The organism is Niabella sp., assembly GCF_030150205.1.
Classification (GTDB): domain Bacteria; phylum Bacteroidota; class Bacteroidia; order Chitinophagales; family Chitinophagaceae; genus Niabella.
Genome location: NZ_JASLGT010000018.1, coordinates 39,482 through 65,093, shown reverse-complemented (window position 1 = coordinate 65,093; position 25,612 = coordinate 39,482). Strand labels below are relative to the sequence as shown.

Annotated in this window: 14 protein-coding genes and 1 other RNA gene; 4 read left to right on the top strand and 11 right to left on the bottom strand. The window is 47.9% G+C overall.

The genetic code is table 11. The features are described from left to right. Window positions 1–29 precede the first annotated feature (29 nt). From Q1V85_RS15520 to katG, 6 genes are all read right to left on the bottom strand, one after another. The gene (locus tag Q1V85_RS15520; RefSeq protein WP_300601382.1) at window positions 30–3,878 is read right to left on the bottom strand and encodes a glycosyl hydrolase family 28 protein; all 3,849 of its coding nucleotides are present in this window, start codon (window positions 3,876–3,878) and stop codon (window positions 30–32) included. 1 nt (window position 3,879) lies between these two features. After that, window positions 3,880–5,511 (bottom strand): sulfatase, encoded by a 1,632-nt coding sequence (locus tag Q1V85_RS15515; protein WP_300601381.1) that lies wholly within the window; start codon window positions 5,509–5,511, stop codon window positions 3,880–3,882. Further along, window positions 5,508–7,076, bottom strand: a complete 1,569-nt coding sequence (locus tag Q1V85_RS15510; RefSeq protein WP_300601380.1) for an arylsulfatase — start codon at window positions 7,074–7,076, stop codon at window positions 5,508–5,510. Before Q1V85_RS15510 ends, Q1V85_RS15515 begins: the two co-directional genes overlap by 4 nt. A gap of 60 nt (window positions 7,077–7,136) precedes the next feature. Further along, window positions 7,137–8,570, bottom strand: a complete 1,434-nt coding sequence (locus Q1V85_RS15505) for a sulfatase (RefSeq protein ID WP_300601379.1) — start codon at window positions 8,568–8,570, stop codon at window positions 7,137–7,139. 314 nt (window positions 8,571–8,884) lie between these two features. Next, window positions 8,885–10,906 (bottom strand): endonuclease/exonuclease/phosphatase family protein, encoded by a 2,022-nt coding sequence (locus Q1V85_RS15500; RefSeq protein WP_300601378.1) that lies wholly within the window; start codon window positions 10,904–10,906, stop codon window positions 8,885–8,887. 279 nt (window positions 10,907–11,185) lie between these two features. After that, window positions 11,186–13,465, bottom strand: coding sequence for a catalase/peroxidase HPI (gene katG / locus Q1V85_RS15495; RefSeq protein WP_300601377.1), 2,280 nt, complete (start codon window positions 13,463–13,465; stop codon window positions 11,186–11,188). A 512-nt stretch (window positions 13,466–13,977) separates the two neighbouring features. On the opposite strand from katG, the gene Q1V85_RS15490 reads away from it, so the two are divergent. After that, the gene (locus Q1V85_RS15490) at window positions 13,978–16,815 is read left to right on the top strand and encodes an AAA domain-containing protein (protein ID WP_300601376.1); all 2,838 of its coding nucleotides are present in this window, start codon (window positions 13,978–13,980) and stop codon (window positions 16,813–16,815) included. Between the two features lie 222 nt (window positions 16,816–17,037). Here Q1V85_RS15490 and mnmE read toward each other — a convergent pair whose 3' ends face one another. After that, the gene (mnmE, locus tag Q1V85_RS15485) at window positions 17,038–18,432 is read right to left on the bottom strand and encodes a tRNA uridine-5-carboxymethylaminomethyl(34) synthesis GTPase MnmE (RefSeq protein ID WP_300601375.1); all 1,395 of its coding nucleotides are present in this window, start codon (window positions 18,430–18,432) and stop codon (window positions 17,038–17,040) included. 86 nt (window positions 18,433–18,518) lie between these two features. Here mnmE and Q1V85_RS15480 point away from each other — a divergent pair, with 86 nt between their 5' ends. Further along, a complete protein-coding gene (locus Q1V85_RS15480; protein WP_300601374.1) occupies window positions 18,519–19,301 on the top strand; it encodes an NIPSNAP family protein in 783 nt (260 codons plus the stop codon). Window positions 19,302–19,384: 83 nt separating this feature from the next. After that, the gene (gene truB, locus Q1V85_RS15475) at window positions 19,385–20,074 is read left to right on the top strand and encodes a tRNA pseudouridine(55) synthase TruB (protein ID WP_300601373.1); all 690 of its coding nucleotides are present in this window, start codon (window positions 19,385–19,387) and stop codon (window positions 20,072–20,074) included. A 129-nt stretch (window positions 20,075–20,203) separates the two neighbouring features. Here truB and Q1V85_RS15470 read toward each other — a convergent pair whose 3' ends face one another. Next, complete coding sequence (locus Q1V85_RS15470) at window positions 20,204–22,471, bottom strand: BamA/TamA family outer membrane protein (RefSeq protein ID WP_300601372.1); 2,268 nt, start codon at window positions 22,469–22,471, stop codon at window positions 20,204–20,206. 111 nt (window positions 22,472–22,582) lie between these two features. On the opposite strand from Q1V85_RS15470, the gene Q1V85_RS15465 reads away from it, so the two are divergent. Next, window positions 22,583–23,320: an RNA methyltransferase gene (locus Q1V85_RS15465; protein ID WP_300601370.1), complete on the top strand. Its 738-nt coding sequence runs from the start codon at window positions 22,583–22,585 to the stop codon at window positions 23,318–23,320. A gap of 150 nt (window positions 23,321–23,470) precedes the next feature. On the opposite strand, the gene Q1V85_RS15460 is transcribed toward Q1V85_RS15465, so the two are convergent. The 3 genes from Q1V85_RS15460 to ffs form a co-directional block, all read right to left on the bottom strand. Further along, entirely contained in the window at window positions 23,471–24,706 is a 1,236-nt protein-coding gene (locus Q1V85_RS15460; RefSeq protein ID WP_300601368.1) for an FtsX-like permease family protein, read from the bottom strand. A 24-nt stretch (window positions 24,707–24,730) separates the two neighbouring features. Then, complete coding sequence (gene fsa, locus Q1V85_RS15455; protein WP_300601366.1) at window positions 24,731–25,384, bottom strand: fructose-6-phosphate aldolase; 654 nt, start codon at window positions 25,382–25,384, stop codon at window positions 24,731–24,733. A 126-nt stretch (window positions 25,385–25,510) separates the two neighbouring features. After that, window positions 25,511–25,610, bottom strand: an RNA gene (gene ffs / locus Q1V85_RS15450) — signal recognition particle sRNA small type. Between the last annotated feature and the right edge of the window lie 2 nt (window positions 25,611–25,612).

Sequence of the window (25,612 nt, the reverse complement as noted above, 5' to 3'; positions counted from 1 at the left end):
AAAATTACTGAATTGTTGTTCTTGAATTGTTATTTTTTCGATTCTTTCTTTATGATCTCTTTATGTTCCAGGCGGCCACTTGCATCTACGGTTAACCGGTAGCGGGCATCGCTGCCAATAAATGTTATTTCGTAAATATTTTTTGATCCGCTGACGGTTTTAAGAATTCTTGATTCATCAACAGGAACGGCGCCCACAGCTGTTATAATGATCTTTTTCAGATCATCCGGAAGATCCACATAGTTTAGTGCTTCCGACTTTTGTATGGAAGACAGTTTCCCCTGCTCATCGATAATGGCCCTGGTGATAAGGGAGCGCGTACGACCCAAATAGTTGGTCGTCTGCAGCTGGTAGGTTTTTTCCTTATCGTTAAACTGCAGTTTATCCAGCAGCCCGGCGCCTGTTTGTTTTATGATGGCCGCTGCTACTTTTGGGGAAGGCTCAAACCCCAGGAAATGTTCAATAATTGACTGGCCTCCCGGAAGTGCTGTCCTGTTTCCTCCAAATCCCATGTACCCGTTTAACGTTGCAGTCATTTTCTTTGCTACCATGATCCTTCTTACAGGACCCGTTATTTCTTTTCCATCAGGCCGTATCAACACCGGCTCCAGCAGATACATACCCGGTTGTTTGGGCAATTCAAAAGATAATGCTGCAGTGTTAGACTTGTAAGCGGGGAGCAACAGTGACGCACTGGTCTTACCGATCAATGCGCCATCCTCCCGGCTGATCCGGATGGCAACCTGCACTTTTTCATCTGTTGAAAAATCATTCCAGGCCACCACCGGTTTGGTTATACGTGCACCGGGTTTGTACAGGGTCTGATCCTTGTACCACTCCCGGGCCTGCAACATATTTATGGAAACGCCCACCGGTTCGTTCACCTGTTTTAACACCAGCAGGTTGGGCTGGGGCGTCAGCGAATCGGCAATATTTCCCTGGTAAAAGTTCTGTCCGTTTACCCAGCCGCTCAATAGTGCAAAGGGCGCCCAGGCCTGGATGCGGGCCGCACGATAATAAGTGCCCAGGTCGGCATGCAGATCCGCCAGTAACTGCCCCATCAGCTCCTTATTATAATAATAGATCCCCCAACCGCTACTGGTGCGACTTGTTTTAAAATTCTCTTTAGGTTCCAGCAGTCCGGATTCATTGGTCCACAACCGGCAGGATTCCAGTACGGTTCCGGGTTTATCTGCCGGAATGGGAATTGCAGGATCAGCAATGATATTTTCAGAATACTCATAAATATGTTTTGCGTCAAAGTCATCTTCCCCCCAAAGCCGGGTAGGATCGTATTTTCTGAGCGCTGCCTTTAATTCATTCAAATGCACATGTCCTTCATTTTCCTGGTCCCAGGTTACAATGGAGGGATGATTCACATTCTGATGCACCCAGCGGGTAAGCTCGGCTTCCGCTTCCTCTTTATCTTTACCAACAGGCTCATCATCGTGCATGTACCGCCACTCATCCTGTAACATAATACCTTCCTGGTCGGCTATCTCGTACCATTTACTGTAAGCATGGCCCAGGTGTATACGCAGGTAGTTGAAATTATAATCATGAATGGCTGCCCGCAAAAAACGCCGGATCCATTGTTCATCAAACACCGATCCCGACCAACGCGTTAATGCCCGCACAAAGGCCACATTCTCCGCACGGAAAAAAACTTTTTTTCCATTCACTAATACATCTTTTCCTTTCACTTCAATGCTCCGGTATCCAAATGCGGTTTCTTTTTCTGAAAATACCTTACCATCACGGCCTACTAATGTTACTTTCATCCGGTACAGTTTCGGATTGCCTTCTTTTCCTGCGCTCCAATGCTCCAGCCCCTGCGCCGGCAGTTCAAACCGGCAAACGGTGTTTCCCCTACCGGAAAGCTGAACGGTCTGCTTTACCTGTTGCAATACCTGCGCCCCGTCCTGTATGGCGGCGATCACTGTAACCTGGGAACCAGTGGCCAAACGATTACCCATTTCCACCTCGCAGGAGGCAATATTTTTTTTCAGGTCCGGCAGCACTTTAATCTGCTGAATGGCCACTTCCTGTCCCAGTTCGATCGTTACATCATCCCATATACCGGGCGCGCGGGTATTGCGCCACCACTCTGCCGAGTTTTCTTTGGATGGAGCCGATGCCGTATTCCAGCTCCCCACCCGAACTACCAGCACATTCTTTCCTTTAAGATTCAGGGCTTTTGTAATATCAAATGCTGCATGCGAGTAGGTTGAATAATGATCATACCCGATCTCTACGCCATTCAGCCAAACCCGGGCATTGTACTTGGCCCTGATCTTTAACAAGGCATCCGGGTATGCCGGCTCATTCAGATCAAACTGGTACCGGTACCATACGTACTGATATGGGATCGTTTTTTGCTCCTGCCCGTCCAGATCCGTGGCCAGTGCCGGTTTGGCCATGGTAATGATGCCCGGTACCGGAACCTTTGAATGATACCGTTCGGGTTCATTATCACTGATGGCTACCTCCCAGGTCCCGTTCAGGGTAACTGTTTTATTGGGCTGACCATAAATAACAGGTGCACCATTGATCATTACCCCGTTAAAAGAAACCTTCTCCGCATGTTTTACCCGGTAAGGCTGCACGGCCCTGGCGATGTTTATATTCTTCAATGTTACATTGGAGACGGGCATGGCCTCAAAACCGGTAATGTCAATGGCATAATCGCCGGCAGCAGCGGCGGAAACGTTCTCGATGATAAAATCATGAAAACGGGTAGGATAATGTTGTTTGCTTTCGGATTTATAATCCGGCTCAAATTTAATCACCGAAGAACGCACCGAATCGGCCACCACATTGCGCACACGGATCTGCTCAATAAAGCCGCCCCTGTCCAGGTTCGATTTAAAGTATACGGCATTGGATGCTTCTTTTACTTTTATATTTTCTACAAATACATTGCGCACCCCGCCCGAAATTTCGCTGCCAATGCATACGGCGTTGGTCTCTGTTTCAAAACTACAGTTGCGGATAATGACATTTTCTGTAGGCTTGTTTACCCGCCATCCATCATTGTCTCTTCCTGATTTAATGGCAATGCCATCATCGCCGGTAATAAAACGACAATTCTCGATCAGTACATTTGTAGAAGATTCCGGATCACAGCCATCACTGTTCAGATTCCTGCTTTCTACGGTTACCCCTCTTACCGTTACATTGTTACAATAAATAGGGTGGATCACCCAAAAGGTGGCGTTGATCAGCTTAATGTCTTCAATAAGTATATTCCGGCAATCTACCAGCTCCACAAAAGCAGGTCGTAAATGGTGGTCTTTACCAAAAACTCTTTTTGCAACAGGCACGCCTGTTCTTCCCATTGCCCGCAATTGCTGCTGATCCTTTTTCTGAAGCGGCTTCCAGGTGGCAAAGCCAGCCGTGCCCATTCCGTTGAGCAGCCCTTTCCCGGTAATGGCAATATTCACCGCATTGCGTGCATAGATCAGCGGTGAATAGTTATACAGTTCTGTTCCTTCCCAGCGCGTAAATACAGCAGGAAGATAATCTTCCGCCACACTGCTGAAGACCAGTTCAGCTCCTTCGCTCACATGCAGGTTCACATTGCTTTTAAGTACAATAGGGCCTTTTATAAAAAACTTTCCTGCAGGAATCAGTACGCGCCCGCCTCCCTGCTGGTTACAGCGGGCAATGGCTTTGTTGATGGCCGGCCGGGCATCTGCAACCCCTCCGGCACGGGCGCCAAACGCAAGAATATTATAGTCTTTCTTTTGAAACCGGGGCGCTTTGATCCCCTTTTCAATTTCCTTCATCAGCGCCCAGTTGTCCTGGGCCATGCCGCTAAAAAAACAGGCACAAAAAACACCGATCCATATCAACTTCATCTTCGATAACATCATCATTCTACTTCTTTACAAATTTTATGGTTGTACTTGGCCGGTAACCGATCCGCGTGGCAATTGCCGTAAGCACATCACCTTTCTTTAAAGAAAGCGGCTTAGAGTAGAGCAGCCAATGGTTTTCATGTAAGCCCCTGCCATTTACCTGGTAGGCAATGGAGCTGCCGGCAGTAACACCGTTTATTTTAACGGTGCCATCGGCAAGTACGGAAAATTCGGGCTGTTTTGTTATAGGCTGCTCTCCTCCCGGCCATAATCGATCCCTTAATTCAGCTTCACTAAGCCCCAGGTAGGGATTGAGTTCTTTATCCAGCTGACCGAGTTTTTTCCGCAACCGGTCAATATGCGACCGGTTGCCGGGATCTGCGATCAGGTTATGCATTTCATGCGGATCTTTGTCCACATCGTAAAACTCTTCAACGGCACGGGGGTAGTCGAACCACCGGCGTACGGCGGGCTCCAGTTTATGTTGCTGGTACAGCGTTTTCATATGCTGCATCATCGGCATCTCCAGGCGTGAAAGGATCTCCATGTATCCCGGCTTTTCCGGCAAATAGTTGTGCACAAAACGATAATGTTTGTCCCGCACACATGTTTGCCGCTCCACGATCTCATCCAGCCGGTCGCGGGCACCATATACGCAGTCCCTTTCAGGCCCGTTGTACATTCCCAGAAACGGAATCCCCTGCATATATGCAGGCGGCTTTATGCCGGTAAGTGAAAGAATGGTGGCCGGTATATCTACAAACATGGCCATGCGGTCATTCACTGTACGGGCATAACGGCCATCGGGGAAACGGATCATAAACGGCACCAGAGCCCCGCTCTCATACAGTTCCCTTTTTTGCCGGGGAAGCGGTCCCCCGTTATCAGAGTACCAGATGATGATCGTATTGTCTAAAAGGCCGGCATCCTTTACTTCATCAATGTATTGTTTTACCAGCTGATCCATTGCATGGATATTGCTGTACACTACCGCCCAATCCCTGCGCGTTACCGAATCATTGGGATGATACGGAGGAGGTACGATCTTCGATGGATCAATCACCAGCGGTTCATTCGCCCTTTTCCATACCTGCGATTCGTGCGTAATTTCCATGTTAAAGATGGCAAAGAAGGGCATTCCATCCGGCCGGTTTTTCCAATGCGCCGTCTTGCCGTTTTCGTCCCAGGCGGTTATGGGCACTTTAAACTGGTAATCCATCTTGGCATTATTGGTGCAATAGTACCCCGCTGCTCTCAGGTATTCTGTATAACATTTAACCCCCGCCTGCGGCACCGCTTCATAAGGAGGCACCAGGCCTTCCGTTAACGGCTTTGTGTTGGAGGTACGCATATAGTTGGCACCAAAGAATGTTGGGAAAAGCCCCGTGATGAGTGATGCACGGGCCGGAGCACATACCCCGATGGATGCATACATACGGGTATAACGGATGCCTTCATTCGCCAGCCTGTCCAGGTTGGGTGTGTTGGCATAGGGATCTCCATAACAACCGATATAGGGTCCGATATCTTCCGTTACCAAACAGAGGATATTGGGCTGTTTGTTCTGCTTTTGAGCAAACGCCGTTCCCGTCCAGAAGATCCATATCACTCCGGCCAGCAAGTATCCTATCCTGTTTTTGTAGCCGGTCATTTTTTTGCTTTTACTATGGAAATGCGGGCTTTCCAGGCTTTAAACAACTGGTCCATCCGGCTAACCACTTCGGGTTGTGCAGCCGCCAGGTCTTTTGTTTCTGATGGATCGGCCTGCATATCGAATAAGGACCAGGGCTGATCCAATCCCTCTTTTACCAGTTTCCATTTTCCATCCCTTGCCGCCTGCCCGGTTTGCCACTCCCAAAACAAGGGCTGCTTTCGCTCCATTGTTTTACCCTGGATCACCGGTAAAAAAGACGTGCCTTCATAAGGAAGAACGGGCTTACCATTATACGATTTAGGATAAGGTACTGCGGCCAGGTCTACAAATGTGGCCATTACATCGATGAGGTGGCCGGTAAAATCACTGATGCGAGCAGGAGTCTTCAATCCGTTTTTCCAGGATACGATCATGGGCGCGGCCGTTCCGCCTTCATAGCTGTAGTTTTTAAAATAACGGAAGGGTGTATTTCCTATATTAGCCCAGTCTGCTCCCAGCGAGGTCCAGTTAGTAACGGTTCCAATGGGGCCATAGCTGTCGTCCAGGGTTACCACTTCTGCAGAAGCGCCATTGTCCGAAAGAAAAATGATCAGGGTATTCTCATATTTCCCCTGTTCCTTCAGCTTGCGCAATACCCTGCCAATGTTCTGATCCATGCGATCGATCATTGCCGCATAGACCTCCATCTTGCGGGCTTCCGTTTCCCGCTCCGCAGCACTCAACGATTTCCAGGGCCTGTAAGTAGCATCGGATAAGCGATACCGACTATCGATCAACCCCGTTTGTTGTTGTTTTTTAAACCGGGCGTTGCGGATGGCCTCATAGCCTTTATCATATTTTCCCTTATACTTTGCAATATCCTCCGGCCAGGCCATCAACGGATCATGCGGCGCATTATAGGCCAGGTAAAGAAAAAAAGGTGCCTCGTCATTTTTATAATCGTCCAGCCATTTCAGGGCGTAGTTGGTAAAATAATCGGTTGTGTAAAAATCTTTTTCTTCAGGGGTGTAGGGATGATACTCCTTATCTTCAATACACCAGTAACGTACTTTTTTATGTGCGGGCTTTCCCTCTCCGGGGCGTTGCAGGCCGGGATTAAAATAATTGGAGGCCCCGTCCCTAAGCCCGTAGTAATGATCAAATCCACGCGTTTTAGGATTTTCGGCTCCATGATGCTTGCCGGACCAAAGGGTTATGTATCCGGCAGATTTTAAATACTCGCCCAGGGTGATACCGTTTACAATGGGACCATCAAACTTCTTTGCATAACCATTCTGCTGGGCATACAATCCCGTTAATAAAGTAGCCCGCGATGGATGGCATTTGGACGTATTGTGAAACTGGCGGAACCGTACCCCCTGGGCTGCCAGCAGATCCAGGTTGGGCGTTTTTACTTCGCTGCCATAGCAGCCAATATCCGACCATCCCAGGTCATCGGCACATATCAGCAGGATATTGGGTTTGCCCTTTCCTTTACCGGCATCTTGCTGCCCCGGGAGCATTGCCGGGCAAAGTAATGACATAAAGCACCCCGAAAGGATCAACAGGATTCGTCTTTTCATCTATTCGCTTTTTAACTGTTTAGAAATTCAGCCGGCTGGAAAGTGCCGTATCCGCAATTGCTATTTTTCCCGGGGAAAATTGCGCATCTTCCCCTCAAGCCGGGGATAGGTTTCCCATATTTCCGGGTCATTGCCGATCCTTGTATCCTTTGTGGCCACCAGCTTATTCTTCAGCAATTGTTTCATGGTTGCCAGCACATTCGCGTACGTTTTATTTTCGGCCACATTGTGTAAACAACTTACGTCTTTACTCAGATCATATAATTCGTATTCCGGCCGCTTACCAACGGACCATTTCAGATATGCGGCGATTTCCGGGTCGTCCTTATGATCGACCAGGTACTGCTTCGACGGCGCATCATCGATGTCGTAATAAGCCGTCTTTAAACCACCGCCTTTGACAAGCTCTTCCGGATCTCCTGCAGGCCATCGTTCCGGATGAAAATTATGGATCAGCAGCAGGTCTTTCCATCGAACACTGCGCATAGGATACCCCATATTATCATACCGGGAAAAGGAATGCCGTTCGCGCCCCGCATATGTTGCCGCTGCAGTATATGCTCCGGGTTTGCCGGTTATAAGGGGTAACAGGCTTTGTCCGCTCAATGATGCCTGCGCCTTTAATCCGGTGGCGGCAAGGATTGTAGGCGCAAAATCGATCGAGCTCACCAGTGTTTTAATCACCTGGTTGGATCTTACTTTGTTACCCCAGCAAATAGCAAGGGGTACATGAATACCTGCATCTGTACAATTGGCTTTAGCATATGGAAAAGACATTCCGTTATCTGCCGTAACGATGATGATGGTATTTTCCAGTTCACCGATCCGTTCCAGTTCATTGATGCATTTTGCCAGATGTGCATCAAACCAGGAAATTTCTGTAGCATAATCCAGCAGGTCACTTTTAATGCTATCCCTGTTGGGAAGAAAACCCGGAACCTGCGCCTGGTCCATTGTATAGCCCTGTTTTACCCAGGCAGCATTCTCAAAGGGGCGGTGTGGCTCATGGGTGCCCATCCAGAAATAAAAGGGCTGTCCCGGTTTCCGCTCTTTCAGAAACTGTTTAAAATTTGCTGTATAATCGATCCTTGACAGCCCGCTATATGGAGGTTCTAATACCTGGGTATTATATTCCGGACCTGCCGGATTGTGTTTACGACCCGAAACCTCCCAGTTGCCCGGTCCCCATCCCTTACCTGTATAACCGATATGATAGCCCGCGTTTTTTAGTATATCCGGGAAACACTGGTATTTGGATGAAAAAGAGCTGGCATGTGAACCGGCTTCTTCAAGCTGCCAGGGATATAACCCGGTAAGAATACTGGCCCTTGAGGGACTACAGCCCGGCGAGGTTACATATGCGTTTGTAAACAATGCTCCTTTCCGTGCCACACGGTCAAACGCAGGCGTACGAACCATGTTACTGCCATAAGCAGATGCATGCGGGTAAGACTGGTCATCAGCGATTACAAACAGGATATTCGGCTGCTTCATTGCCTTTTGAGCGTAACATGGCCCAACATGCAAAGCAGCGAACAGAATAAGCAAATATGTTAACCTTAAAAACAAGCAACTTCAATTACTGATTGTCGCTAATGTAGCGCTTTTCGCCAATTGAAATCCTTATTCAGCCTACAATATCTACGCAATCGTTGCCGAAAACGATTTCGCGAAAATCCTCTTATGCCCGCTACATAACCACATGAAATTCAATACTAAATACTTCCAAGTACCTGAAGCAACCACATCGTTTAAAGCCGATGATTTTCCTGAAAAGGGGGAATTCTTTTTATCGTTTACATGATGCATCAAAAGGCAGCCAGTCTGAAAGTGGTCAGTACCGCTGCATGATCCGAGGGCCATACATCATCAATCTCCGGCGCTGTTTTAATAATCTTTGAGGCAACCGCTTTTATATTCCGCCCTTTATAATACAAAAAGTCGATCCGGCAATGTTGCAGATGTCCGTAAATTACGGCCCAGGTACCTTCCGGTCTGGCCACTTCATCAGGGTTCATTTCGCGGAAACTATCTTTATATCCCTGTGCAAGCATGTATCGGGAAATGGGAAAAGCAACCGGTCCATAACCAAAATGCAGCGGTGCTGCGGCTTTCGTCCAGTCAAGATGACTGCAGGAATTGAAATCGCCGCCAATAATTGCGGGCAGCGTATCATCCAGATAAGGTCTTGTATCTTTTTCTATAACAGCGCGGGCGTCTGCAAGTCCCAGCAGCGAATCCTCCCTGATCCATGCCTCCGTATCCTGACCCGGTTCCTGGTAAACAGAAGTATACTCAGGACGGTATGCATACCGGAGCCAGCACGCATTTACCAGTAACCGCCGGTCCCCCGGCAAGTTGATGATCACCGGGTTTGAGTTAAAGGCTTTGTAATTTGTAGCAATCCCCGTTAAAGGATAACGGCTGAACAAGGCCAGGTTATCCCTTGGAGATGGCGTGTTCAGATGGTAACCCAGGGAATCTGCAATCCGCTGCTGCGATCCGTAAGCTTCCTGCATGGTAATGACATCCGCATGCGTTGCCCTGATCAGACCGGTTACTTTGTTTACGCCATTGTTGCCTAGATGCACACCACCATGCCAGATATTCCATTGCAGTACTTTTACAATACCCGGATCGGTGTTGCTGCTGGCTGTGATCCTTTTTACCACCGGCTGCAAAGCCATTTCGGGTATATGCAGCTGCTGATTTAACCGGAAAGCAGGGATACCCATTTCCAAAAGATTCCCGATCCCTGCCTTTTCCGCAATATCAGCTGTAATTAAAAAATAATTGATGCCCGGTGTCAGTTTGAATGACTGGCCGGCAAACCGCATTTTCCGCTGGGGATACCTTCCGTTTCCGAATAATTCTTCCCGGATCCCGGAGGAAGGAGTTTTACCGGCATAATATACATGCACACGTTCAATATCTGAAAGTGCCGTTACCTTTGAAAGATCAAGTGTTAGCTCATTCAGCACCAGCGGGGATGTAGTACCGGTTACTGCAATGCGTAACTTGAGGACCGGATCCCCTTTTGTTCCGGCATCTGCATCCCATTCGCTCCCCACCACCACGGCATTAAAAAGTTGTTGCCGCTGCGGTCTGATAAATCCTGGAATGTCCGTTGCCACGGTGTATGCCAACGGCGCATTGCTTTTATAACGGATACGGCCATTGCGCAGGTGATAAGCCTGGTCACCCTTCCCCACCCAGTTCACCACCATCTCGTCCATCGCGTCATCAAATGTATAATACCCCGTGAGTGTTTTAAAGCCTGGATGCGCCGGTGCCAGCGGACGGTTCATCCAGGCACGTAAAGTGGGTGCAGACAGCGCCATACGCCAGATGCGCACTTCATCCATCAATCCGCCAAATACCGTTTCAGCCGATTCCTGCACGCCCAATGCACCCGGCAGTATGGCAAAGGCAACCGGCTTACTATCCGCCAGCATCCCGTCAAGATACAGGCGGGTAACGGCTCCGTCACAACTCAGCGCCACGTGATGCCACCGGTCATCCAGCACCCGGGGTGACCAGAGCCAGGCCCGGGCATTATGCAGCCGGCCGTTTTTTATCACCAGCGGCAATTCGTCCGTGGTACTCAGTTTGCTGTATTCTCCCCCTCCAAAAACAACCTCCGTTTCCTTCCAGGATGTATCATTGCCCTTAATCCAGGCCTCAAGGGTCCAGGGACATTTGATAATGGGCATTCCCGTTCGCACATTGTTATCCTTGCCATCGAGATGCAGCGCCCTGTTATCTGCAGATTGGGCAAATGTTGCCGCTATAAACAGGAAATGCAGTCCTACAATTAACAGATATCTCACTTCACATTTTTTTATTTAACCAGATCTTAAAAATTCAATACATACAAAGCAATTATTATTGATGCGGTAAGGTATCAATTAAATTGATTGAACATTCATTTAATAAAAATAATTAAAGATTCGCTAATACAATCCAACAAATAGCGTAACTCCTGCAGTAATTGCCCCCTGGCAATAGGGTCCATATCAGCGAAGCCGGCTTCAGATACCGGGTCAAAAGAAAAAGCAGCCTGTTTCCAGACTGCTTTTTCTAAATGCCATTATTAATGCGGGCATGCCCTAAACCAGGTCGAACCGGTCCAGGTTCATCACCTTATTCCAGGCTGCCACAAAATCCTTAACAAATTTTCCCTCGCCACCGGCGCTTGCATAAACTTCCGCAAGCGCTCGCAATTCTGCATTGGAGCCAAATACAAGATCGGCGCGGGTTCCGGTCCACTTCACAGCACCTGTAGTACGGTCACTTCCTTCGTACAATTCCTGGTCTGCTCCGATAGCCTTCCAGGCAGTGCGCATATCCAGCAGGTTTACAAAAAAATCATTGGTCAACTGTCCGGGGCGCTGTGTAAAAACACCATGGGCTGATCCATCGAAATTGGCACCCAATACCCGCATACCACCAACTAGTACCGTAAGCTCCGGTGCGGTAAGCGTTAACAGTTGTGCGCGGTCTACCAACAAGGCTTCTGTAGATACTCCGGTTTTCGTTTTCCGGTAATTACGGAAACCATCTGCTGCGGGTTCTAAAAAGGCTACCGAGTCTACATCTGTTTGTTCCTGTGAAGCATCCATACGGCCCGGTGCTACCGGCACATTAATTGTGTGCCCGGCATCTTTTGCTGCCTTCTCAATGGCTGCAGCTCCCGCCAGCACGATCAGATCCGCCAGGGATACTTTTTTACCTCCTGTTTGTGCGGCGTTAAAATCGTTCTGAATACCTTCCAGTACGCCCAGCACTTTTTGAAGTTGTACCGGGTTGTTTACCTGCCAGTACCGCTGAGGAGCCAGGCGGATGCGGGCACCATTGGCCCCGCCGCGTTTATCGCCACCGCGGAATGTGGCCGCCGAAGCCCAGGCGGTAGATACCAGTTCCGCAATGCTTAACCCGGAGGCCAGTACTGTTGATTTCAACGCTTCTATATCACTGTCATTGATCAGTTCATGATCTACTTCCGGGATCGGATCCTGCCAAAGCAGTACCTCTTCGGGAACATCAGGTCCAAGGTATCGGGAGCGCGGGCCCATATCGCGATGCGTAAGCTTAAACCAGGCACGGGCAAAGGCGTCTGCAAAAGCATCCGGATTTTCAAGAAATTTTCTTGATATTTTTCCGTAGATGGGATCAAAACGCAGCGAGAGATCTGTCGTCAGCATGGTGGGCTTATGCTTTTTAGCGGCATCAAATGCATCCGGGATCACCGCTTCCCCATCCTTTGCTACCCATTGATGTGCACCCGCCGGGCTTTTTGTCAACTCCCACTCATGGCCAAAGAGGTTTTCAAAAAAGTTATTGCTCCACTGTGTGGGCGTTTGCGACCAGGTTACTTCCAGTCCGCTGGTGATGGCATCAGCCCCCACTCCTTTTCCAAAGCTATTGTTCCAACCCAGTCCCTGTGCTTCGATACCGGCACCTTCCGGTTCTTTTCCTACATGGGTGGCCGGAGCCGCACCATGGGTTTTACCAAACGTATGTCCGCCGGCAATCAGGGCCACGGTTTCTTCGTCATCCATGGCCATACGTCCGAAGGTATCACGAATATCTTTTGCTGCAGCAATCGGATCCGGATTCCCATCAGGTCCTTCCGGGTTTACATAAATCAATCCCATCTGTACGGCTGCCAGCGGATTTTCCAGGTTGCGGGAGTGGATCTGCCCGTCGGCATCATTATCCGTTACCACCACGCCGCCGCTTTTTTCAACCCCTTCTGATCCATCGTGTGCATAGCGGATATCGCCACCCAGCCAGGTGGTTTCTGAGCCCCAATACACATCTTCATCCGGCTCCCAAACATCTTCACGTCCGCCGGCAAAACCAAATGTTTTAAAGCCCATCGATTCCAGCGCCACATTACCGGTAAGCACCAGCAAATCGGCCCATGAAATTTTGTTACCATATTTTTGTTTGATGGGCCAGAGCAGCCTGCGGGCTTTGTCCAGGCTTACATTATCGGGCCAGCTGTTCAGCGGCGCAAAACGCTGCTGCCCCGTTCCCGCTCCGCCGCGCCCATCGCCTACGCGATAGGTGCCCGCGCTATGCCAGGCCATACGGATAAACAATCCTCCGTAGTGCCCGAAATCGGCCGGCCACCAGTCCTGCGAATCCGTCATCAGTGCATGCAGGTCTTTTTTAACCGCCTCCAGGTCGAGGCTTTTAAATGCTTCCGCATAATTGAAATCTTTATCCATGGGGTTCGACCGGTCAGCATGCTGACGCAGGATATTCAGTCTTAGCTGATTCGGCCACCAATCGCGGTTTTTTGTTCCCCCGCCGCCTACATTTTGTTTTAGGGTACCGTTATGAAACGGGCATTTACTGATGTCGTTCGATTCCTTTTCCATTTTATAAGTTTTTTGCTGTTGACGGATTTTATCTTTGCAGCACCGGGGCCTGCAAACATCTAAACAAACTTATGACATTTAAATCATAAATATAATTGATTAATTTTATGGTTTAATAGATAAAAACTATAAATTAAAGTTTGTGTCCTAATGCATATGACCGCGTGTCAGTTCATTTCTAGTTTATTGGATATCACCATTTTCGGCATCGAGCTTCACTAAAGAAATATTTACTATATTCGATCAGCGTTTTTCCTCAACCGGCAAAAATCATAATCATTGAATCAACAGGATATTTTGAATTTTTGGCGGGATGTTGAAGTATTCAACCTGCCCGATTTTAATACAGACTGTTTTCCCTTCAGCCCGACTTTCTTTTTCCGTGGCAACATCAAGCACCGCTCCGTAACCCCAAGGCAAACACCTGGCGCTATACACTGCTTTTTGGCAAAATCCCTAAAAAGGAGGTAACAGAGACCATTGAGACGCTATTGCATGTAAAGGATATTCCGATGGATTGGGAGGAGCCGGTTTCAGGCGACACCTGCCTTTCGGCATTGCTTTTAGATCAAAGCGGACAGCCGGATCACAAAAGCTATATCCCTGCTGCCTTTGTTTTTGGTATTCATTGTATTAAGGAAGCTGTATCGATCGCAACTCTTCCCGAAAAACTAACGGAAGCACAATCAGCGTTCGAACTTCGCTATAACATACCGCTACCTGCTGATGAACAACCAGAACGAAGAGGATCCGCCGTTACCTGGAAATTCCTGCAACATGAAATCGACTACCTGGATCGCATTACAAAAGGATGGAACAAAACGCCGATTGAGGTTTACTGCATTGCCCAGGAAGTTCCTAAAGATGCTGAACCTGATATTAATTTTCTGAACAGCTTCTATTTAAGCGACCTGAATCTGCTGATTGCAAAAGGAGAACATTATGGAACAGCCTTGCGGCGCTACCTGAGTGTAACCGCCAGCCAGGAGCACCGTGAAGACCTGGTTGCCAACCGGGCGCTTTTATGCAAAACCGTTGACCCGGAACTGATGCCAATGGGAAGATGGCCTGCTTCCATTGGGCACGGCCTGTACACCGCACAAGCAGGAGCGGTTAATTCGGCTATTTCGGGATTAAAAGACAAGTCCGGCATTATGGGTATCAATGGCCCACCAGGCACCGGTAAAACAACGTTACTATTGGATATCATTGCCGATGTAGTGGTAACAAGAGCACTGGAACTGATGCGGATTGGCCCGGATGCACTTTTTAGCCGGTTCAGCAAAATAGAAAAAGAAGAAGGCTTTAGCGGATATTTTGGTTTAAAATCAAACATTGCATATAACAGTGGAGTTGTAGTAGCCAGTAATAACAATGCTGCCGTTGAAAACATTACAAAAACGCTGCCGTCAACCGGTAAGATTGATTATAATGAATTTAAAGATGCAGCCTATTTTACAGCATCTGCGCAACGGCTGATTGAAGGAGAAAGTTGGGGCCTGTTAAGTGCCGCACTGGGCAATGCACAAAACAGAAGTAATTTTAAATGGAAATTCTGGTTAAGTGATGCAGAGAAAGGCATTACCGGTTTTCAGGATATGCTTTGGGATTTGTATCGAAATCCGGACAACGATCAAACCGATATGCACAGGCAGCAATTTAACGATGTAAAAAAGGAATTGAAACGGTTAACCGACGAATTTAATACCTTCAAAAAAGAGGCCGGTTATCTTCATAAACAGTTCCCTGTTATCCGGGATAACAAACTGCAAAAGGACAAATGTGCTGATGATCTTTATAAACTTGAAGCAGCATTTACAAGCTTATGCAACGAAGAGCACAGATATAAACAGCAGCTAAGCGAAACGGATGATCTCATCGATCTTACAAAAAACATGCTGGCCCATATCAAACAACAACGGCCCTCATTTTTATTTTTTCACAAGCTCTTCAATACTTCTGCTTATAAGAAATGGAGCCTCGATTATAGCCACAGTATGGACCAACTGCGGGAACACATCGATAAGAAAACGCTGTTGACCAAACAGCTAAACCGTCTTTGTTCGGAACTCAACAGCAACCGGGCTGCTGCAGCAAATTCAAAAGATACGCTCGCAAAAATAACCAAGACCATCGGACAGTATTTTAAACGGATAAAAGAGCTGCAAACACAATATAAGATCGAGTGTTGCAATATTGTTGATGAAGCTTTTTACAATGAACCACTCGAAAATATACAGCTTAGAACGCCTTATGCATCTGAAACAATCAACCGCCTGCGGAGCCGTATCTTCTTAAAAAGCCTGGAACTGCATCAGCACTGTATCCTGGCCAATGCGAAGCAAATAAGAAATAACCTGAGCCTGTTCTTTGAAATGATTGAAGGCCGGGCGATAGTGCAAACTTCCATTGCGCAAACATTATGGGGTACTTTATTTCTATGTGTGCCTGTTATTTCTACCACTCTGGCGTCGGTAAGCCGTCTGTTTGCTTGCATGGGAAAAGAAAGCATCGGGTGGTTGCTGCTGGATGAAGCCGGGCAGGCCACTCCGCAATCGGCAGCCGGTATGATCTGGCGCTCAAAAAGGTGCATCATTGTCGGAGACCCGCTGCAAATAGAACCCGTGGTTACGATTCCTCCCAAGCTAATATTTAAACTAAGGCAGCAAGCAGATGTTGCCCCTGTATGGTCACCAACAAATAGCTCAGCTCAGATCCTGGCAGACCGCGTTTCGGAAAAAGGAACCTATATGTTAACCGGCGAGTCGGATGAGCATATATGGACCGGTTTTCCCCTGAGAACTCACCGTCGTTGTGATAATCCTATGTTTGACATCGCCAATAATATCGCTTATTCCGGTCAAATGGTAAAAGCAACAGCAGATCTTGCAGCAGACAGTTATATAGGGCCTTCCGCCTGGTTTCATGTTACTGCAGTTCATACACCGGTCAATAAACATGTACTAACGGAAGAACTGGATCTTTTAAAAGAAAAGATCAGCGCATTGAAAGAAAGCGGTTATACAAACGAGTTATTTGTGATTTCTCCGTTTAAATCGGTTGCCAATGCCTGTGCATCTGCATGCAAACAAATGGCTGGCGTTCATTGTGGTACTATTCACCGGTTCCAGGGTAAGGAAGCAGATATTGTATTTTTGGTTCTTGGCGGTAACCCGGCCTCTCAGGGTGCAAGAGACTGGGCCTCGCAAAAGCCAAATATGCTCAATGTTGCCCTTACAAGAGCACGAAAGCGTTTTTATGTAATCGGCAATAAAACCTTGTGGGGCCGGTGCCGGCATTTCGATGTAATGGCAGCCCGCCTGCCGGGGATTGTTGAATCAAATACTTAACCATTAAATACACCTTTAGCCCAAACATGGCGGAGCATTGCGTTCAGCTATTGCTGCAATGCAAACAGGCAGTTATCGGTTGTTAAAATAGGGGATGGATTATAATGAACCAACCCCATACTACTCCCTATTAACGTCAGCAGAGGAACTCATTGCAGCTGCATTTACATCCCGTTGCAGGACACGGCCGGAGCCGCGTATCTTAATAAAACAAGCCGTTTATTATTTCCCAATACAAAACTTCCCAAATATCGTCCCCAATATATCCCGGTCCACTTCTACCTGGCCCGTGATCTCCCCAAGGTAGTGCAGGGTACGGCGAATGTCTATGGCAAGCAGGTCGCCGGTTAAGCCCGCACGCATCCCCGCTTCAATAGCCGTCAGGCTCTCCATCATTTTCGAAAGGGCATCAAAATGCCGGGCATTGGTTACAATGGTGTTTTCGGTATGGATGGCTTCTCCTACCGCACGCTCATACATCTGGCTTTTCAGTTCCTCTATGCCTGTATTTTTTTTTGCACTGATGGATATTTGCGATTTGAAATTTGATATTTGATATTTGATATTTGATATTTGCGTTTTGATATTTGATACCTGATCCGTCTTATTCAGCACCTCAATCGTTTTATCTGCAAAAGGCTTCAGCCATTCGATCACGGAAGTATCCGGATCGGTTACATCTACCAGGTGCAGAATAAGGCTTGCTTTTTCGGCGTTCTTCCGGCTGCGTTCAATACCGATACTCTCGATCTGGTCTGTTGTATGTTCCCGGATACCGGCCGTATCAATCAGCCGGAACAATACTCCTTTAATATTTAGTGTTTCTTCAATGGTATCGCGGGTGGTTCCTGCAATATCGCTTACAATGGCGCGTTCTTCATTCAACAAAGCGTTGAGCAGGGTGCTTTTACCCGCATTGGGTTTACCGATAATGGCCACGCTGACGCCATTTTTGATCACATTGCCCAGGCGAAAAGAATGGAGCAGGTTTGAGATCTGCGATTTGAGGTTTGAGATGAGATCCCGGAATTGTTCCCGGTCGGCAAATTCTACATCCTCATCGCTGAAATCCAGTTCCAGTTCAATGAGCGCCGCAAAATTGATCAGTTGCTCGCGCAGCTTCTCCAGGTCGCCGGAAAAACCACCACGCAGTTGCTGCAGCGCAGCCTGTTGCTGTGCCTGGCTATCTGCAGCGATCAGGTCCGCCACCGCTTCGGCCTGCGTTAGATCCAGCTTTCCGTTCAGAAACGCCCGCTGTGTATATTCCCCGGCTTTTGCCAGCCGGGCTCCGGCGGTGATGGCCGCCTCCAGTATCTTTTGCAGGATATAAGGAGAGCCGTGCCCACTGATCTCTACCACATCTTCGCCCGTATAGCTCCTGGGCCCGCGAAACAAACTCACCACCACTTCATCGATCAGGGTTCCGTCTTCCGGGGCAACGATATGCCCGAAATGCACGGTATGCGATTGTTGTACTTCCAGCTTTTTCCCTTTAAAGATCGCATCGGCCACCGGAAAAGCTGCTTTACCACTAAGCCGTATAACACCGATGGCCCCGATTCCCGGGGCTGTTGCAATAGCTGCAATTGTATCATCAAAACCAGAAAGCACGTTCATTTTTCAAAAGTACGCAATCGGCCGCAGATGAAAAGAAGCGAAAACCGCCTGCATCCGTTACCTTTGCGTTCTTTAATTTTTACTCCATGAAACGTGTGTTTGCTTTTTTACTGCTTCCCCTGTTAATTGCCGGCCGGCCGGTGGCACAGGCTTCTAAATCGCCAAGAGAATATTACCGGTTGCAGGTATTTTATTATACCAGTGTACAGCAGGAACAACAGCTGGATACCTATTTACAGCAAGCGCTTTTGCCGGCATTGCACCGGCTGCAATTGCAACGGATCGGTGTGTTTAAGGCACTGGAAAATGATACTGCTGCAGAAAAAAAGATCTATGTACTGGTTCCCTTCCGCGAGCTGCAGCAATGGACACAGCTGGATGAGCGGCTACAGAACGACCGCAGTTACCTGCAGGCGGCGGCAGACTACTATAACAGCGCCAATAAAGCGGGCATCTATAACCGCATTGAAACCATTTTTTTGAAATCTTTTTCGATGGCACCGGTATTGCAGGTTCCACAGCTGGAAGGGCCAAAAGAACAGCGGGTTTATGAATTGCGTAGCTATGAAAGCAGTTCCGAAAAACGGTTTCGCAGCAAAGTAAAAATGTTTAATGAGGGCGGCGAGATCGGCATCTTCAAACGCCTGGGATTTAATGCCGTTTTTTATGGCGAGGTATTGGCCGGCAAACGTATGCCCAACCTGATGTATCTTACCACCCATGCCAATATGGAAGCCCGCAGCCAGAACTGGAAAAACTTTGGAAAGGATACGGCCTGGAAACAGTTGAATACGCTGGAGGAGTACAAGGAAAATGTATCCCATATTGATGTTAGTTTTTTAAAGGCCACTCCTTATTCCGATCTTTGACCGGCCGGTGCTCCTCCGAACCTCCGGGCGGTTTGAATCCGGAAATACGATTTTTTTGCACCGGATACTTATTTTCGCAACAGATGAAAAAAGAAGACTTAAAAAACATTGACTTTGCTGAAGGGGCCGTACTGCTCATCGACAAGCCACTGGAGTGGACCTCTTTCGATGCCGTACGGAAAGTGCGGAACCTGGTTCGTATAAAAAAAGTGGGACATGCAGGTACACTGGATCCCCTGGCCACCGGCCTGCTCATCATTTGTACTGGTAAATTTACCAAGCAGATCAATGCCTATATGGCAAAAGAAAAGGAATATACCGGCACGTTTACCATCGGGGCTGTAACGCCCACTTATGACCTGGAGAGTGAACCAACGGATTTTAAACCTTATGATCAGCTTACCATTTTTGATATGGAAGCGGCTACGCATCAATTCATCGGGGATATCCTGCAGGTGCCCCCGGCGCATTCTGCTATCAAAAAAGACGGCAAACGGGTTTATGAGCTGGCAAGAAAAGGCATCGATGTTCAACTGGATCCCCGGCCGGTAACCATTTCCTGCTTTGAAATTGACGCTACCCACCTGCCAACAATTTCCTTTAAGGTAGTTTGCTCAACCGGCACTTATATCCGGAGCCTGGCGCAGGATTTCGGACAGGCATTGGGATGCGGGGCCTATCTCAGCAGTTTACGCCGTACCCGCATCGGCGATTTCTCGGTGGAAGATGCGCTTACTATAGATGCATTTACGGAAGGGATGAGAGCGCAATAGTTTCAGGTTTGATTTTGTTCATACCTGATGTGCAATACTGATGGCTGAACGCTGATAGCAGAAGTTTTTGGGGGACATGTAGACTGGGGAGACCGTGGAAACTGATAACTGAACGCTAAAAGCTGAAGGCTAAAAAATAAACGGATACCCGATACCGATCTGTAACTGGCTTCCCTTTATGAACGGATATGCAAAAAATTTGTTCTGATAAGACGCATTCTCCGGGGAAGGACTGGGATCTTTAACCTTGTACGCATAATCGAGCCGGATCACAAAAAATCCAAGATCTACCCGAACACCGGCGCCGGAGCCAATGGCAAGATCGGTGCCCAGGCGACCCAGTTTAAAAATCTCATCCGGTAAGCCCGCATCTTTTTTCAGCAGCCATACATTTCCTACGTCCGTAAATACAGCCCCGTTTATAGGAATGCCGCCCATCTTAAACAGGGGCATGCGGTATTCGATGTTTCCCTCCAGCTGCATATCTCCAAAACGGTCTGGAAAACTATAGTCTCCCTCAAAGCTTTTAATGGAAGAACCCGGCCCTAAGCGTCTTAATTGCCAGGCACGCATACTGTTGGGCCCGCCACTGTAATATTGTTTAAAAAAGGGCATCTGCGCCCGCTTATCGGGGTTTACCGTAGATTCCAGCTCATACCCCGCCCCTGCAAACCCACGCAATACCAGTGATGTCTTTGTCCATTTGTACAGCTTTGCGTATTCCACATCCAGTTTTACAAAACGGTACAGGTGCTTATCAAAAAGCGGATTCCGGATCAGCCCCGTTAAAAGGCCCGATTCCTCAAAATTTGCACGGATCACATTGGTGTTATGTCCGTTGATACTGCCCCAGGGCATAATAAACTTTACAATAGATGAGGTAACCAGGCCATCGGAAAATAAATTCTTGATCGATGGATTCTTGGCGATCATTTTATCCAGGCTATCGCGCCGGATCAGGTACGAGTACTCGATATTCGGGATCTTCACTGACAGGTTAAAGGTGCGGTTATTGCTGCTGTAGTCCTTACCCCTCCAACCAAATTCATAGCCCCAGGCACTGCTGAATGAGGTCAGATTAAACAGGTAACGCCGTTCTGTACTGGCGGCGCTCATAGTAAACAGTGACCGGAAATTGCCCCGGAAGTTTTCCTTAAAGCCCTGCATTCCCGGAAAAATGAACCGGGGATACGAAATCGTGTTCGTTGCGCTGAACTGTTGTGTTTGTATAATATTCCCGGCAGTCAGCTGTCCCAGTTCTACCAGGTAATTCACATTTGTGCTCATGAGGTTAGCGGCACGGGCAAAATTTCGGTTCTGCAACCCCAGGCTGAAGCCCAGCCCCACAAAATTTCCCGAAAGAACGCTCTGGCTAAAACTTCCTTCCACATTGGTGGTAAAATTGTATTTTTTTGCGGGCAGTAATTTGATGGCAAAGTCTACTGTGTCCTGGTTATCGCGCGGCAGCTGGGCAATATCTACCATACGCCAGGAGCCGATATTATTAAACCGGTTCAGCGTTCGTATATAGCGGCGCTGATCGTATGGTTCGCCTTTTTTTAGATAGATATTAGGGGGGAATATTTTTGGTTTGAATGCGTTGCCATTCTGGATAACGGTTACGTTATTCAACACGGTTTCTTTCCGGTTTGCCCCGGAAGTATCATTGCTATTGGGATATACTACAAAATTTCCCACAAAATATTTCCGGATGGCAACACTGTCTTCTATCGGTCGCGTACGGATCTCAAGGTTAGCCGTAGGATTCAGCCGCTTGTGCTTAAGCCGCTCCAGCTGCAATGCCTGGTCCAGGGGATCGAGGGAAGGCTGCAGCAGCGCTACATCCAGGGTATCCCATAATCCAAACAGCAGTCCGCGCGAGAACCGGAGATATCCGTTATTGCGATACAGCTCCACCAGGCGGTCCATTTCTGCCGATATGGGTCCCTGGGCAAACGGATCGCCTTTTTTTATAAAAGCATTCTTCAGGTTGTCTTCCGTTACCTTTTGCAGACTATCGTTTTGAAGTACATAGGCCAGTGAATCGATCTTCGTAACCTGCCTGGGCCATACAGAAAACTGGATAGAGGCCCGCTGCTGCTGCTCTACTTTTTTAACATCAACAGCGTAGCCGATTGAATCCTGGAAATAGCCCTGCGCATTGAGGTAATAATGCATGTTCTGAATCGACTTACTGATCTGGCCGGTGTCAAGCCGGGGTGGATTTTTGATCACCGCCCACAGGACCTTATCTACTTTCCGCGACTGAATGCTATCATCCAGCTGCTCCGTAAGCCCAGCCTCCAGCCGCTCCTTTTCTTCTTTGCTTGACGCGTTCTCTACCTTTACCCGCGTTTCAAAAACAAAAGGCACTTCCTCCGGATATTTTTTTACCACGGTAAAAACGTTGCAGGAAGATAAAAACAGCAACGTAAAACCGCAGGCAAAAGGAAGAAATGTATTTTTGAATGATTTTACCAGGGTTATATGGTTTAAATGTTCAATAAGATGCTTAGTAAATCTGAAATCAAATATATTCAAAGTTTGTTCCAAAAAAAATTCAGGGACACAGAAAACTGTTACCTGGCAGAGGGACCAAAAATAGTAGATGAGGCGCTGAATGCACCCGGCACAACTGTTAAAAAGGTATGGGGGCTGGCGGAATGGGTACAACAGCACCAGCCGGTGCACCCGGAAGTAGCAATGATACCGGTTGCGGACTTCGAACTGGAGAAGATCTCCCAGCTTAAAACACCGAACGAAGCGGTGGCGCTTATTGAAAAAAAGGACCACGAAAATCTCGGTTGGCAGAATGCGTCCGGCCTGGTACTGGCACTTGATGGAATACAGGACCCCGGAAACCTCGGAACGATTATCCGTACAGCCGACTGGTTTGGGGTACCGGGTATTGTTTGCAGTCCGGATTGTGCCGATGTATACAATAGTAAGGTAGTGCAGTCTACCATGGGCAGCCTGTTTCGCATGCCGGTTATATATGCAGACCTTCCCGGTTGGCTGGCCGGCCAAAACAATGTTGCAGTTTATGGAGCGGTGTTAAACGGGCAACCCCTGAGTAAAGAGCAAGCGCCCGGCAGGGGAATTCTGATCATCGGGAATGAATCAAAAGGCATCCGCCCCGAAACAGCGGCCCACCTTACACATAAGATCACCATCGAGCGGATCGGCGCCGCGGAGTCGTTGAATGCGGCGGTTGCTACGGGTATTTTGTTATCGCATCTGAGGTAGTGATCAGACGTCAGGCCATAATGCAGAATAGAATGTGAGAATGTGGGAATTTGAAGATTTGAAAATGAAGCTACCGTTACTGCTCGATGATCGTTGCATCTAACGTCAACTTTAAACCCCAAACCTTGAGCTTTTAACCTCAACCTGATCCTATCTGAAATGAATGGCTTTTACCACCTGTACTTTTTTTACGATATAGGTGGGAATCATCAGTACCAACAGGCATACGAGGAATGTTCCAAAGCAGATGGCCAGCACTTCCCAAAAGGAGATCTTAACGGCCGCCTCACTAAGATAATAAGCGCTTTCATCCAATTTGATAAAGCCGGTCTTTACCTGCAAATACAATAAGCCCAGGGCCCCTGCTGCTCCGGCAAGGATGCCGGTGATGGTAATCAGCAGGCTGTGCTGCAGGAAGATCTTTTGAACCGTCCAGTCCGTAGCACCAACCGCCTTTAGCACGCCGATCATGCGCATCCGTTCCAGCACCAGGATGATGAGGCAGGTAACCAGGTTGATCACCGCCACAACGATCATGATTGCGATGAGCAGGTTGCGGGTTACATCCTGCATATTCAGCCAATCGAAAATATTGGGTGCAAAATTCTTGATATCCTGGGCATCCCACTCTTCAGGCATCTGGGGCAGGGCGGTTAACTCATCGGTTACCGCGCCGATCTTCTTATAATCCTTTAAAAAGATCTCATACCCGCCGATCTGGTCCGGCTCCCAGTCATTCAGCCTGCGGATCAGCTTGATATCCCCAATGGCAAATGTTTTATCATATTCTTCAATCCCGGTTTTATAAATACCGGTGATGGTCAAACGGTCCGGCCGCAGGGAATTATCCGGACGGATAAAATAAATCAGCACCCGGCTGCCGGTATCCAGCTTCATTTGCTTCGCCGTATACTCGGATATCATGATCTCCCGGGTATAGGTAGTATCTACAAAGCGGGGAGGGCGCCCGCGTTGCATAAAGGATTGCAGGTTACCGAAATCATAGGTACTGTCAACCCCTTTTACCAGTACGCCTTCCAGGTCGTCCTTGGTTTTGATGATGGCATAACGGGTGGCAAAGGGTTGTACCGTGCGTACCTGCGGATTTTTCTTTATCCGGGCAACCAGCGCCGGGTTGGCATTAATGGGTATTTCTTCAGATACCACATATTGATAAGGGGCCATCTCCTGGATACGGATATGGCCCCAAAAACTAAATACTTTTTCGCTTACCTTTTGCTGAAAGCCGTTGGCGAATGCCAGTGTAATAATCATTACCGCCACACTGATCGCCGTAGCGACAATGGACAATCTGATAATAAACCGTGAAAAAGAACGCTGCTTATTAAAGGCAATCCGGTGGGCAATAAAGGAAGCTGTATTCAATTGCGCATATTATTTTCCGCGAATTTATTGAAGCTTCTTGGCATCATCTAAAAATTTAGCCAACCCACTGTCTGTAAGCGGATGCTTTAGTAATCCCAGAATAGCATCCAGCGGACTGGTAACCACATGGGCGCCCACTTCTGCACAACGGATAATATGATTGGCACTACGCATAGAAGCGGCCAGTACCTGTGTTTTAAAGCCCTGGATATTATAAATGTGCACGATCTGCTCTACCAGCTGCACACCATCCCAGCCACTGTCGTCGATGCGGCCCACGAACGGAGATACATATTTTGCACCAGCCTTGGCACATAAAATCGCCTGCCCCGCATTAAATACCAGCGTACAATTGGTTTTAATACCATTATCGGTGAACCATTTGATCGCTTTTACGCCATCTTTGATCATGGGTACTTTTACAACAATATTCGGGTGAATTGCAGCCAGTTTCTTTCCTTCTTCAACAATGTCATTAAATTCGGTGCTTACCACTTCTGCACTAATATCGCCATCCACCATTTCGCAGATATCCTTATAGTGCTTCATGATGGCATCATGCCCTTTGATTCCCTCTTTTGCCATCAGGGAGGGATTGGTCGTTACTCCGTCCAGGATTCCCAGTTCATTGGCCTCCCTGATCTGGTCGAGATTGGCTGTATCAATAAAAAATTTCATTACAACTGATTTTATATTAAAAAATAAATACGCTTTACGATTTGTAACAGCTGTATGACTTCAATCCTATTAATTGAAATCAAATCAAAAACCAGTTGTAAAATTAGGTAAATTAAGGAGAGAAAAAAAAGGCAGGCTACTCACATCGCACCGCTACAACCACCTATCCTTGCTGTCTTCCGACCCTGGGGAGATTCAGTAGGAGCTGGTCGTATGAGACCTGCCGGG